Source organism: Pseudomonas sp. B21-012, from assembly GCF_024749305.1.
Classification (GTDB): Bacteria; Pseudomonadota; Gammaproteobacteria; order Pseudomonadales; family Pseudomonadaceae; genus Aquipseudomonas.
Genome location: NZ_CP087197.1, coordinates 4,059,727 through 4,071,593 on the forward strand (window position 1 = coordinate 4,059,727; position 11,867 = coordinate 4,071,593).

Consider the following 11,867-nt stretch of genomic DNA (forward strand, 5'->3'; position numbering starts at 1 on the left):
GTTCCATGCGTGTAATGCGTAGCCTGACCCTGCTGCTGGCGCTGATCGCCCCGGCAGCCTTTGCCGATGGCACTTTTCAGGTCGAAATGATCCTGGTACGGCAAAACGCCGTGCCGGCGATCACCATCAAGTCGGCTCCGGAAGACTGGCGCAACGGCGCCCAGGCCATCCAGGAAGGTGACCTGCGCCAACCGGCGCTCAATGACGAAGCGGCCAAGCTTGCCGCCGACCCGCAGTACACCGTGCTGCTGCACAAGGCCTGGAAACAGGACGCAGGCACAGTGGCGATAAGCGACGGCGAAGAACACTTCGGCCAGTTCCCCATCGCCGGCAACCTGAGCATCAAGGAAGAGCGCTTCATCGCCGCAGAAGCCAACTTCTGGGTCAACCAGTTCGACAGCAACGGCAGCGTGCTGCAGAGCGAAGCATTCAAGCAGAGCAACAGCAACATTAAAAATGGCGAGTTGACCTTCCTCGATGGCGGACACCTGGCCGTGCTGCTGAAAGTTACTACCCACCGCCCAGTCAGCGCCCCCGCTGCGCCTGCGGAGATGATGGAGCAGTAACCCGATGCCTAACGATGGTCTTGCCCCCACACCTCACCTGATCCTGGGCAGCCACGAGTTCAGCGCCTACGTGCCGCAAACCGGCCGGATGCAGCGCCAGCACCAGCACCGGGCGGCGCTGTCGTTCAACTATGACGGCATCCGCGCCAGCGGCAGGCAAGGCAAGGAAGCCGGCCGCCTGGACGTCAGCAGCCAACGCATACAGCGCCACGCCGAAGCCGAAAGTCAGATCCGCCAAACCCTTCAACGCCTGGGCTTCAAGGTGGCCACCCGGCAAAGCAAAGCCTTGCCGGAGAGTGCCGGCGACCTGCTGGAGCTGGCTTCCGAAGCGGCCTGGCTGCGTTTCATGCTCAACGATCTGCCCAGCCTGCGCGAGCAAGGCTGGGAGATCGAGTACACCGAGGACTTCGCCTTCAACCTCGCCGAGGTTGACGACTGGTATGCGCACATCGACGAAGCCAGCGGCCGCGACTGGTTCGACCTGGAGCTGGGCATCGAGATCAACGGCCAGCGCCTGAGCCTGCTGCCGATTCTGCTCAATGTGCTGCGCAGCCACCCGGAGCTGCTCAACCCGGCGCAGCTATACAAACGCCGCGATGACGAGCAGTTGCTGGTGCAGATCCCCGCCCCCGCCGGTGAAGCACGGCGCAATCTGCAAGTGGCCTTGCCCTACGGCCGCCTCAAGCCGGTGCTGGCCACCCTGGGTGATTTTTACCTGCGCGAACCCGGCGAAACCAGCGTGCGCCTGCCAACCCTGGACGCCACTCGCCTCAACGACCTGGAAGACCTGCCGTTGAGCTGGCAAGGTGGCGAACAGGTGCGCAGCCTGGGCGAACGGCTGCGCGATATTCGCTTGCAGCCGGCACAAACCCCGGATGGCCTGAACGCAACCCTGCGCCCCTATCAGCTCGAAGGCCTGAGCTGGATGCAGGCCCTGCGCGAGCTGCAGGTTGGCGGCATCCTCGCCGACGACATGGGCCTGGGCAAAACCCTGCAGACCCTCGCCCACCTGCTCTGCGAAAAGAACGCCGGACGCCTGACCCGCCCGGCGATGGTGGTGATGCCTACCAGCCTGATCCCCAACTGGCAGGACGAAGCTGCGCGCTTCGCCCCAGGCTTGCGCGTACTGGCCCTGCAGGGCATTGGCCGGCGCAAGCATTTCGACAACCTGCAGGACTACGACCTGCTGCTGACCACCTACGCCCTGCTGCCCAAGGACCTGGAGCACTTCAAGGGCCTGATGCTGGATGTGCTGATCCTCGACGAGGCGCAGTACATCAAGAGCCCGAACAGCAAGGCGGCCCAGGCCGCGCGCCAGCTCGAAGCACGCCAGCGCCTGTGCCTGAGCGGCACGCCGCTGGAAAACCACCTGGGCGAGCTGTGGTCGCTGTTTCACTTCCTGCTGCCTGGCTGGCTGGGCGATGCCAAGGCCTTCAATCGCGACTACCGCGTGCCGATAGAGCGCCAGGGCAACGATGAACGCCTGCAGTACCTGAATGCGCGAATCAAGCCCTTCCTGCTCAGGCGCACCAAGGAGCAGGTGGCCACCGAACTGCCGGCCAAGACCGAAATGATCCACTGGGTCGAGCTAAGCGATGCCCAGCGTGACGTGTACGAAACCATGCGCCTGGCCATGGACCAGAAAGTGCGCGCCGAAATCACCCGCAAGGGCGTGGCGCGCAGCCAGATCATCATTCTCGAAGCGCTGCTCAAGTTGCGCCAGGTGTGCTGCGATTTACGCCTGATCAACAGCGAAGCCTCGACCGCGCGCGGCGCCCACTCCGGCAAACTCACCAGCCTGATGGAAATGCTCGAAGAACTGCTGGCCGAAGGGCGACGCGTCCTGCTGTTCTCGCAGTTCACCAGCATGCTGCGGCTGATCGAGGCCGAACTGCAGCACCGCGGTATCGCCTATGCCCTGCTGACCGGCGAGACCCGCGATCGCCGCTCGCCGGTGCAGGACTTCCAGAGCGGGCAATTGCAGATCTTCCTGATCAGCCTCAAGGCCGGTGGTGTGGGCTTGAACCTGACCGCGGCCGACACCGTGATCCACTACGATCCGTGGTGGAACCCGGCCGCGGAAAACCAGGCCACCGACCGTGCCTATCGCATCGGCCAGGAGAAGCCGGTGTTCGTCTACAAGCTGATTACCCGGGGCACGGTGGAAGAAAAGATCCAGCAGTTGCAACTGGAGAAATCGGCGTTGGCGGCGGGTGTGCTGGATGGGCGTCAGGCGGGGGACTGGCGTTTGGCGGCGGAGGATATCGATGCGTTGTTTGCGCCGTTGCCGGGGAAGCGGCACGGCTCTAGATCCGGTTGAATTCATCGCGGGTCAAGTCGGGTCGCCGTACCGCCGCTCCCACAGAAGATTGCGATCCTGTGTGGGAGCGGGCTTGACCCGCGATTGCCATCAATCAACCAGTTGCGCTTCCTTGAGCGCCCCCAGCGCCTCCAGCCAGCGCGGCTGCTGGCGATAGTCGGTACGGGCAAAGCCCTGCCCGCGCATCTGCGCAATCCGCGGCGAAGGCTTGACCTTCAGGCGCTGGGCCGCGCTCAGGGCAAGTTCCGCCGCTGCACGGTCATTGCACACCAGGCCCATGTCGCAGCCGGCACTCAGCGCCGCCTCGATGCGGCTGGCCGCATCGCCGACCACGTGGGCGCCAGCCATGGACAGGTCATCACTGAAGATCACCCCGTTGAAACCCAGCTCGCCACGCAGGATGTCCTGCAACCAGCGGCGGGAGAAACCGGCCGGCTGGTTGTCGACCTGCGGGTAGATCACATGGGCCGGCATTACTGCCGCCATTTGCCCGCTCAAGCGGGTGAACGGCACCAGGTCGGCTGCGCGGATCTGCTCCAGGCTGCGCTCGTCGGTAGGGATCGCCACATGGGAATCGGCCTCGGCCCAGCCATGACCGGGGAAATGCTTGCCGCAAGCGGCCATGCCCGCAGCGTTCATGCCGCGGATAAAAGCACCGGCAAGCAACGTGGCGCGCTGTGGATCGCCTTCAAAGGCACGGCTGCCGACCACCGCGCTGCGCTGGTGATCGAGGTCCAGCACTGGCGCAAAGCTCAGGTCCAGGCCCACCGCCAGCACCTCGGTGGCCATCAGCCAACCGCACTGTTCGGCCAGATAGTCCGCGTTGTCGTTGTCGGCAATCGCGCGCATCGCCGGCAGCCGCACAAAGCCCTGGCGCAGGCGCTGGACCCGACCGCCCTCCTGGTCCACCGCCAGGATCAGTTCCGGGCGAATGGCGCGAATCGAGGCACACAGCTCACGCACCTGGCGCGGGCTTTCAATGTTGCGGGCAAAGATGATCAGGCCGGCCACTTCGGGCTGGCGCAAAAGCTGGCGGTCCTCGGCGGTCAGCCAGGTACCGGCGATGTCGACCATCAGGGAGCCTTGCAGGCTGGCACTCATAATTGATCCTTCAGTTGACGCTGATGTGAGCCCATTGGGGGCACGCGGCTTCGTCGATCTGCACCGGGCAATGCACCGGCACCTGGTCGAACAGGCTCAGCAGGTCGGCGTTGCGCAAGCGCACACAGCCATGGGACAACGGCACACCCATAGGTTCGCTATCGGGCGTGCCATGCAGGTAGATGTAACGGCGAAAGGTGTCGACTGGCCCCAGGCGATTGACGCCCGGCTCGCAACCGCTGAGCCAGAGAATGCGCGTAAGGATCCAGTCGCGACCGGGAAATTGTTCATGCAGCTCGGCCGACCAGGTCTCGCCAGTCCAGCGCCGCCCGCGCAGCACCGCGCCTTGCGGCAGGCCGGCGCCGATCTTGGCACGTACCTGGTGGCGCCCTCGCGGCGTGCAACCTGAACCATTGAGCTCGCCCGCGCCATTGCGCGCGGTGGAGATCTCGAGGCGCAGGCGCAACTGCCCCTGGGCGAACCCATAGAGGCATTGATCAGCGAGGGAAATATGCAGGAAATCGAGACTGGCCATGGGGCGCTAGCTTAGCCGATGCGGCCCGCCGCGCCCAGCCGTGGCATCAGGCCTTGGCGGCGACCGGAGCGCTGGAGGACTTGCTGCGCGGGCGCAGTTGCGCGGCAGCCATGGCCTCGTCGGTGACGCCGCTGTCGGCGCGCATGCCGGCGGCCAGGAACGGCACCATCAGGCGCATGACCTGCTCGATCGAGGTATTGATGCCGAAATCGGTTTCGGCAATGGCGCGCAGGGCCTTGATCCCGGACATGCTGAACGCCGCAGCGCCGAGCATGAAGTGCACGCGCCAGAACAGCTCGATTGGCGGAATGCGCGGCGCGGCTTCGTTGACCAGCAGCATGTAGCGGCGGAATACCTTGCCGTACATGTCTTCAAGGTAGCGGCGCAGGTGACCCTGGCTCTGGCTGAAGGCCAGGCCCAGCAGGCGCATGAAGATCGACAGGTCGTTGCCGCTGCGTGGCTGTACCACCAGGGCCTGTTCGACCAGTATCTCCAGCAGCTCTTCAAGGGTGGGCTTTTGCTCGGGGCGGGCCTGGCGACGCTCCAGCTCGCGCTCAAGGCTTGCGCAGAACGGCCCGAGGAAACGCGAGAAAACCGCCTGGATCAGGGCCTTCTTCGAACCGAAATGGTAGTTCACCGCCGCCAGGTTGACGCCGGCCTTGCTGGTGATCAGCCGTAATGAGGTTTCGGCAAAACCTTTTTCCGCGAACAGCTGCTCGGCAGCATCGAGAATGCGTTCTACGGTTTCCGACTGGGCCATGACTTCTCCGCCTGACAAACACTTGTTTGAAACATACGTTTCAAAGTGGTGATTTGTCAAGTCCGCGCAGCCGTTTTGCGGCCATATGGTCACGTATTAAACCATAGCTGCAAGCCACAAGCTGCAAGCTGCAAGAACGCCCCTGTGCCGTTTCTTGAAGCTTGGCGCTTGCAGCTTGCCACCCACTGTATATAATCCCAGTCACTGTATAAAAAGACAGAGCGATCGACATGCTAAAACTGACGCCACGCCAAGCTGAGATTCTGGCTTTTATCAAACGCTGCCTGGAAGACAACGGCTTCCCGCCGACCCGCGCAGAGATCGCCCAGGAGCTGGGCTTCAAATCGCCCAACGCCGCCGAGGAGCACCTCAAGGCCCTGGCCCGCAAGGGTGCGATCGAAATGACCCCCGGGGCGTCACGGGGCATTCGCATCCCGGGCTTCGAAGCCAAGCCCGACGACAGCGGCCTGCCGATCATCGGCCGGGTAGCAGCCGGTGCGCCGATCATCGCCCAGCAACACATCGAGGAGTCCTGCAACATCAACCCGGCGTTCTTCCATCCGCGTGCCGACTACCTGCTGCGCGTTCATGGCATGAGCATGAAGGATGTCGGCATCGTCGACGGCGACCTGCTGGCGGTACACACCTGCCGCGAAGCCCGTAACGGCCAGATCGTCGTCGCCCGCATCGGCGATGAAGTCACGGTCAAGCGCTTCAAGCGCGAAGGCAGCAAGGTCTGGCTGATTGCCGAGAACCCCGAATTCGCCCCTATCGAAGTCAACCTGAAAGACCAGGAGCTGGTGATCGAGGGCTTGAGTGTCGGCGTCATACGCCGGTAAAGGAGGCATCATGCAGTTCCCCCCTGCGTCACAGAACGTACCGCTGCAAGCACAATTGCCACTGTTCGAAGCATTCCTGGCCCAGCCGGTACTGCCCGGACTGAAAAACTCCAGGCCTGCACCCCACCCCGGCGCGGCCCAGGTTTTCAGCGAGCTGTCCTTGCGTGGCGCACTGGGTAGCTGCCAGAGCCTGCTGGCACCGATGCTGCGTGAACTGAGCGAGTTGAGCGAAGAACATGACGCCCGCTGGCTGACCCTGATCGCTCCACCCGCCAGCCTGACCCAGGCCTGGCTGCGCGAGGCCGGGCTGAACCGCGAGCGCATCCTGCTGCTGCAACCGCGCGGCAACCAGAGCGCCTTGCAACTGGCCTGCGAAGCCCTGCGCCTGGGCCGCAGCCACACTGTGGTCAGCTGGCTCAATACCGTCAGCAGCAGCGCCCGTCAGCAACTGAGCAATGCCGCCCGCGCAGGAGACGCACAAAGCCTGAACATCCGCCTCGGCTGATATTCAGGTCTGTTTCAATCGTTGAATTTCGCCAGGCTTCCTCAGGACGAGGAAGCCATGCAGGCGATCAGTGCAGAACCCGCGGCCCGTCGTCGCGCTCGATCTCGCCTTCCACCAGCTTGCCAGCCATCTGCACGCCAACACTGAGCATGGCCTTGGCCACTTCGACGTGCTGACCCTGCAAAAAGGCTTTGGCGTCCTCGGAGAAATCCAGGGTTACCAACGAACCCTCGTCCTCGGCACGGCGCAGCTCGATCCGGCCATCAGGCAACTCGACAATTTCTAGAAAGGACGTTGGCATAAGGGGCTGTTCTCCACGAAAGGCCGGCATTGTACCAGCCGTTGCCCCAATCAGCACTCACTCAAACCCTCGCGAAAACGAACCGTAAGGCGCTTGAGATTCTGCCGCCAGCTTTCCAGCTCTTCGCGCGACAGCGCTGGCGCCTCGGGTTCGTCGAGGCTCACCGCCTGAATCAGCGGCTGGGTGACGTCGGTTTTTGCTGCTTTTTTCGCGACCGGCGGTCGGAACAAATCGGCATAAGCGTCAAGCAATTGCGCCAGCCAGGTTTCGCGCTGTTCAGCCAGTTCGACCAGTTCGGCCATCTCTGGAATGGCAATGGCCTCAAGCACTTCACGGGTCAGCAGCAGCTCGGCGCGGGGTGCGCCGGCCTGGGGCAAACGATAGAACCCGGCAATCTCGTGACACAAGCCCAGCAACGCGCCGTACAGGTGGAACAGCGCCGATTCGCGCTCGGCCTGGATCAGCGCCTGGGCGTTCATGACCCGGCTCTCCTGCGCCTTGCCAAGGGCTTCGAGGGCCAGGCCTGCGAAGTAAATCTTCTGGTTGGTGCGGGTGTAGAGTTCCTGGGCCATCTGGGTGCCCTCCGAAAGGCTGCAAGGCGGTCTATCAATCTACACTAGTGCAGGCCTGAAAAGCATCGCGGGGCAAGCCCGCTCCTACAGACTGTAGGAGCGGGCTTGCCCCGCGATTTTTACCTGACCTGGCGATCAGCGCTTGTCTTCGACCTTCCAGGCATTGCCGTCGTAGAACGCACGCCAGCCAGTCGGCTTGCCGTCAACCTCGGTCTGCACGTACTGCTCCTTGGTCTTGCGGCTGTAGCGAATGACTGCCGGGCGACCGTCCGGGTCCTTCTTCGGCGCTTCGCAGAGGAAGTGGTACTTCGGATCGATCTCGTCCTTGTGCGGGATGATCTCGATCACCAGCGGTGCGCGGGTCTCGCGGTTTTTCGGGAACTGGCTGGCAGCCAGGAACAACCCCGAAGCGCCGTCACGCAGCACGTAGGTGTCGTTGACCTTCTCGCACTTGAGCTCCGGCATCTTCACCGCGTCCATCTTCGGCGGCGCCGCCTCGCCGCTCTTGAGCAGCTTGCGGGTGTTCTTGCATTCGGCGTTGGTGCAACCGAAGAACTTGCCGAAACGGCCGGTCTTGAGCTGCATCTCGCTGCCGCACTTGTCGCACTCAAGGCTCGGCCCTTCGTAGCCCTTGATGCGGTAGTTGCCTTCTTCGATTTCGTAGCCGGTGCAGTCCGGGTTGTTACCGCAGATGTGCAGCTTGCGCTTCTCATCGAGCAGGTAGGCATCCATGGCAGTCGAGCAGATCGGGCAGCGGTGCTTGTTGAGCAGCACGCGCGATTCCGATTCACCCTCGTCATCGGCGGCGATCTCATCGCCAGGGACCAGGTTGACGGTGGCCTTGCAGCGCTCTTTCGGTGGCAGGCTGTAGCCCGAGCAGCCGAGGAACACGCCGGTGGAGGCGGTGCGGATCATCATTGGCCGGCCACATTCCTTGCAGGCAATGTTGGTCAGGGTCGGCTGGTTGGCACGCATGCCCTTCTCGCCGTCCTCGGCCAGCTTGAGCTTGTTGCTGAAGTCGCCGTAGAACTCGTCGAGCACGTTTTTCCAGTCGCGCTCGCCCTGGGCCACATCATCGAGGTTCTCTTCCATGCCGGCGGTAAAGCCGTAGTCCATGAGGTTGGAGAAGCTCTCGGACAGGCGCTCGGTGACGATGTCGCCCATCTTCTCGGAGTAGAAGCGGCGGTTGTGCAGGGTCACGTAACCGCGATCCTGGATGGTCGAGATGATCGCCGCGTAGGTCGAAGGACGACCGATGCCGCGTTTTTCCATCTCCTTGACCAGGCTGGCTTCGGAGTAGCGCGCCGGCGGCTTGGTGAAGTGCTGGCTCGGGTCGAGCTGGATCAGCTTGAGCACTTCGCCCTGGTTCATTTCCGGCAGCACATCGTCATCGCCCGGCTTGCTCTGCTGCGGCAGTACCCGGGTGTAGCCGTCGAACTTGAGGATACGGCCCTTGGCGCGCAGTTCGAAGTTGCCGGCGGTGACGCTGACGGTGGTCGACAGGTACTGCGCAGGCGGCATCTGGCAGGCCAGGAACTGGCGCCAGATCAGCTCGTACAGACGCTCGGCGTCACGCTCCATGCCGCTGAGCTTGGTCGGATGGGTGTTGACGTCGGACGGACGAATCGCTTCGTGCGCCTCCTGGGCACCCTCTTTGCTGCCGTAGACGATCGGCGCTTCGGGCAGGTACTTCTTGCCGAACTCGCTTTCGATGTAGCTGCGGGCCATTTCCACCGCATCGACCGAAAGGTTGGTCGAGTCGGTACGCATGTAGGTGATGTAGCCGGCTTCGTACAGACGCTGGGCCATCATCATGGTTTTCTTCACGCCGAAGCCCAGGCGGTTGCTCGCGGCCTGCTGCAGGGTCGAGGTGATGAACGGCGCCGACGGCTTGCTGCTGGTCGGGCGGTCTTCACGCTTGGCCACGGTGTAGCTGGACGACTTGAGCTGCGCAAGCGCTGCCATGGCCTGGGCTTCGTTCAGCGGCTTGAAGGCTTCGCCGTTCTCGCGGGCCACTTCGAAACGCACCTTGGCGTCCTTGGCGGTACCCAGGTCGGCGTGCACTTCCCAGTATTCTTCAGGGATGAAGGCGCGGATTTCGCGCTCACGCTCGACCACCAGCTTCACCGCCACCGATTGCACCCGGCCGGCAGACAGGCCGCGGGCGATCTTGGCCCACAGCAGTGGCGAAACCATGTAGCCCACCACGCGGTCGAGGAAGCGCCGCGCCTGCTGGGCGTTGACCCGGTCGATATCCAGCTCGCCAGGCTGCGAGAACGCCTCCTGGATGGCTTTCTTGGTGATTTCGTTGAACACCACGCGCTTGTAGCGGCTGTCGTCCCCGCCGATGGCTTCGCGCAGGTGCCAGGCGATGGCTTCCCCCTCGCGATCCAAGTCGGTTGCGAGATAGATGGTGTCGGCATCCTTGGCCAGGCGACGCAGCTCGTCGATGACCTTCTCCTTGCCCGGGAGAATCTCGTACTTGGCCTTCCAGCCGTGGTCAGGGTCGACGCCCATGCGCGCAACCAGCTGCTTGCGCGCCTTCTCTTTCGGCGACAGGGCCGGCGCTTCGCCCGCGGCGGCCTTGCCGCGCTTGGCGGCAGGCTCCTTGCTGGCGCTGGCCGAACCGCTGGTGGGCAGGTCTCGGATATGGCCGATACTCGACTTCACCACGTACTGGCTGCCCAGGTACTTGTTGATGGTCTTGGCCTTAGCCGGGGATTCCACAATGACCAGCGATTTGCCCATGGATCGGAAAATTCCTGAATACTGAAAATAAAAACACGGCAGGTACCTGACGCGGCACCGCTATATATAGTGGCAACAGAGTGAGGTCAAGCGCGGGGCTTTAGCCACCCTCGGCATCGGAGCGGGAAAACAGCTCGGTTTCAGCCTTGACCAAAGCAAAGCGCGGCACTTGCTCGCCGTCAACCTCGACCGACTCCAGAAACATCGAAAGCGGTCGCACCCACAGGCCGAATTCGCCGTACAGGGCTTGGTAGAACACCACCCACTCCTCGGTTTCGGAATGGCGCGCGGTGCCGAACACACGATACTCAGGCCCCTTGTAATGCCGGTATACGCCTGGTTGTATCTGCATGTTGCTCACCCTCTTGAAAAAAATTTGCTGCAAAAACAAAAACCGGGGCACCAGGCCCCGGTTTCCGTCCAGCGAAGCGTTAAACGCGTTCGAAGACGGTGGTGATGCCTTGGCCCAGGCCGACGCACATGGTCGAAACGCCGAAGGTCCCGCCATTCTGCTTCATGACGTTGAGCAGAGTGCCGGAAATCCGCGCACCGGAGCAACCGAAAGGATGGCCCAGGGCGATGGCGCCGCCGTGCAGGTTAACCTTCTCATCCATCTTGTCGAGCACTTTCAGATCCTTCAGCACTGGCAGGGCCTGTGCGGCGAAGGCTTCGTTGAGCTCGAAGAAGTCGATATCGGCGATCGACAGGCCCGCGCGCTTGAGCGCTTTCTGGGTTGCCGGAACCGGACCGTAGCCCATGATTGCCGGGTCGACACCGGCCACGGCCATGGAACGGATCACCGCCAGAGGCTGGATACCGAGGTCCTGGGCACGCTGGGCCGACATGACGATCATGCACGAGGCACCGTCGGTGATCTGCGACGAAGTACCGGCAGTCACGGTACCACCTTTGGGGTTGAAAGCCGGCTTGAGGGCCGCCAGGCTTTCCAGGGTGGTGTCCGGGCGAATGGTTTCGTCGTAGTCGAAGACCTTGAGGAAGCCGTTCTCGTCGTAGCCCTGCATCGGGATGATCTCATCCTTGAACTTGCCTTCGACCGTCGCCTTGTGGGCGAGCTGGTGCGAACGCAGGCCGAACAGGTCCTGCTGCTCACGGCTGATGCCGTGCATCTTGCCGAGCATTTCGGCGGTCAGGCCCATCATGCCCGAGGCCTTGGCGGCGTACAGCGACATGTGCGGGTTCGGGTCGACGCCGTGCATCATGCTGACGTGGCCCATGTGCTCGACACCACCGACGACGAAGACATCACCGTTGCCGGTCATGATCGCCTGGGCGGCGGTGTGCAGCGCGCTCATCGAGGAGCCGCACAGGCGGCTGACGGTCTGGCCGGCAGCGGTGTGCGGGATCTGGGTCATCAGGGAGGCCATGCGGGCGATGTTCCAGCCCTGCTCCAGGGTCTGGTTGACGCAGCCCCAGATGACGTCTTCGACTTCGCTCGGATCGACCTTGGTGTTGCGCTCCAGCACCTTGCTGATCAGGTGCGCGGACATGTCTTCGGCGCGGGTATTGCGATGCATGCCACCCTTGGAGCGGCCCATCGGGGTGCGACCGAAGTCGACAATCACCACGTCTCTTGGATTCAGGCTCATATATTCACTCTCG

12 protein-coding genes are annotated in these 11,867 nt (G+C 63.0%); 4 read left to right on the forward strand and 8 right to left on the reverse strand.

The genetic code is table 11. From position 1 onward, the window contains the following. The first annotated feature begins 5 nt into the window (after nt 1–5). Together LOY37_RS18455 and LOY37_RS18460 are read left to right on the forward strand one after the other, a co-directional pair. The gene (locus tag LOY37_RS18455; protein WP_258715476.1) at nt 6–566 is read left to right on the forward strand and encodes a peptidoglycan binding protein CsiV; all 561 of its coding nucleotides are present in this window, start codon (nt 6–8) and stop codon (nt 564–566) included. Nucleotides 567–570: 4 nt separating this feature from the next. After that, on the forward strand, nt 571–2,886 hold the full coding sequence (locus LOY37_RS18460; RefSeq protein WP_258715477.1) for a DEAD/DEAH box helicase: 2,316 nt from the start codon (nt 571–573) through the stop codon (nt 2,884–2,886). Between the two features lie 90 nt (nt 2,887–2,976). Here LOY37_RS18460 and nagZ read toward each other — a convergent pair whose 3' ends face one another. From nagZ to LOY37_RS18475, 3 genes are read right to left on the reverse strand one after another with little or no spacing between them, the layout of a single operon-like run. Next, a complete protein-coding gene (gene nagZ, locus LOY37_RS18465) occupies nt 2,977–3,975 on the reverse strand; it encodes a beta-N-acetylhexosaminidase (protein ID WP_176794328.1) in 999 nt (332 codons plus the stop codon). Between the two features lie 22 nt (nt 3,976–3,997). Beyond that, nucleotides 3,998–4,522 carry a L,D-transpeptidase gene (locus tag LOY37_RS18470; protein WP_123565451.1) on the reverse strand — a complete coding sequence of 175 codons (525 nt, stop codon included), beginning with the start codon at nt 4,520–4,522 and terminating at the stop codon, nt 3,998–4,000. A gap of 46 nt (nt 4,523–4,568) precedes the next feature. Beyond that, complete coding sequence (locus tag LOY37_RS18475) at nt 4,569–5,282, reverse strand: TetR/AcrR family transcriptional regulator (protein ID WP_258715478.1); 714 nt, start codon at nt 5,280–5,282, stop codon at nt 4,569–4,571. A 230-nt stretch (nt 5,283–5,512) separates the two neighbouring features. Between LOY37_RS18475 and lexA the strand changes: the two genes are divergently transcribed. Together lexA and sulA are read left to right on the forward strand one after the other, a co-directional pair. Beyond that, nucleotides 5,513–6,121 carry a transcriptional repressor LexA gene (gene lexA, locus LOY37_RS18480; protein ID WP_258715479.1) on the forward strand — a complete coding sequence of 203 codons (609 nt, stop codon included), beginning with the start codon at nt 5,513–5,515 and terminating at the stop codon, nt 6,119–6,121. Nucleotides 6,122–6,131: 10 nt separating this feature from the next. Further along, a complete protein-coding gene (gene sulA, locus LOY37_RS18485) occupies nt 6,132–6,626 on the forward strand; it encodes an SOS-induced cell division inhibitor SulA (RefSeq protein ID WP_093380765.1) in 495 nt (164 codons plus the stop codon). A 67-nt stretch (nt 6,627–6,693) separates the two neighbouring features. On the opposite strand, the gene LOY37_RS18490 is transcribed toward sulA, so the two are convergent. The 5 genes from LOY37_RS18490 to fadA all read right to left on the reverse strand — a co-directional run bounded on the left by LOY37_RS18490 (nt 6,694) and on the right by fadA (nt 11,854). Continuing rightward, nucleotides 6,694–6,927, reverse strand: a complete 234-nt coding sequence (locus tag LOY37_RS18490; RefSeq protein ID WP_045194907.1) for a hypothetical protein — start codon at nt 6,925–6,927, stop codon at nt 6,694–6,696. A 50-nt stretch (nt 6,928–6,977) separates the two neighbouring features. Continuing rightward, nucleotides 6,978–7,499, reverse strand: coding sequence for a DUF6586 family protein (locus tag LOY37_RS18495; protein ID WP_258715480.1), 522 nt, complete (start codon nt 7,497–7,499; stop codon nt 6,978–6,980). A gap of 135 nt (nt 7,500–7,634) precedes the next feature. Further along, on the reverse strand, nt 7,635–10,247 hold the full coding sequence (gene topA, locus LOY37_RS18500; RefSeq protein ID WP_010226976.1) for a type I DNA topoisomerase: 2,613 nt from the start codon (nt 10,245–10,247) through the stop codon (nt 7,635–7,637). 100 nt (nt 10,248–10,347) lie between these two features. After that, nucleotides 10,348–10,599: a DUF1653 domain-containing protein gene (locus tag LOY37_RS18505; RefSeq protein ID WP_045194911.1), complete on the reverse strand. Its 252-nt coding sequence runs from the start codon at nt 10,597–10,599 to the stop codon at nt 10,348–10,350. Nucleotides 10,600–10,678: 79 nt separating this feature from the next. After that, a complete protein-coding gene (fadA, locus tag LOY37_RS18510) occupies nt 10,679–11,854 on the reverse strand; it encodes an acetyl-CoA C-acyltransferase FadA (protein ID WP_045194913.1) in 1,176 nt (391 codons plus the stop codon). Between the last annotated feature and the right edge of the window lie 13 nt (nt 11,855–11,867).

Bases quoted from the DNA above. Each gene is read 5' to 3' on its own strand.
- LOY37_RS18455 (WP_258715476.1), top strand. From the start codon at position 6: ATGCGTGTAATGCGTAGCCTGACCCTGCTGCTGGCGCTGATCGCCCCG.
- LOY37_RS18460 (WP_258715477.1), top strand. From the start codon at position 571: ATGCCTAACGATGGTCTTGCCCCCACACCTCACCTGATCCTGGGCAGC.
- LOY37_RS18470 (WP_123565451.1), bottom strand. From the start codon at position 4,522: ATGGCCAGTCTCGATTTCCTGCATATTTCCCTCGCTGATCAATGCCTC.
- LOY37_RS18475 (WP_258715478.1), bottom strand. From the start codon at position 5,282: ATGGCCCAGTCGGAAACCGTAGAACGCATTCTCGATGCTGCCGAGCAG.
- lexA (WP_258715479.1), top strand. From the start codon at position 5,513: ATGCTAAAACTGACGCCACGCCAAGCTGAGATTCTGGCTTTTATCAAA.
- sulA (WP_093380765.1), top strand. From the start codon at position 6,132: ATGCAGTTCCCCCCTGCGTCACAGAACGTACCGCTGCAAGCACAATTG.
- LOY37_RS18490 (WP_045194907.1), bottom strand. From the start codon at position 6,927: ATGCCAACGTCCTTTCTAGAAATTGTCGAGTTGCCTGATGGCCGGATC.
- LOY37_RS18495 (WP_258715480.1), bottom strand. From the start codon at position 7,499: ATGGCCCAGGAACTCTACACCCGCACCAACCAGAAGATTTACTTCGCA.
- topA (WP_010226976.1), bottom strand. From the start codon at position 10,247: ATGGGCAAATCGCTGGTCATTGTGGAATCCCCGGCTAAGGCCAAGACC.
- LOY37_RS18505 (WP_045194911.1), bottom strand. From the start codon at position 10,599: ATGCAGATACAACCAGGCGTATACCGGCATTACAAGGGGCCTGAGTAT.
- fadA (WP_045194913.1), bottom strand. From the start codon at position 11,854: ATGAGCCTGAATCCAAGAGACGTGGTGATTGTCGACTTCGGTCGCACC.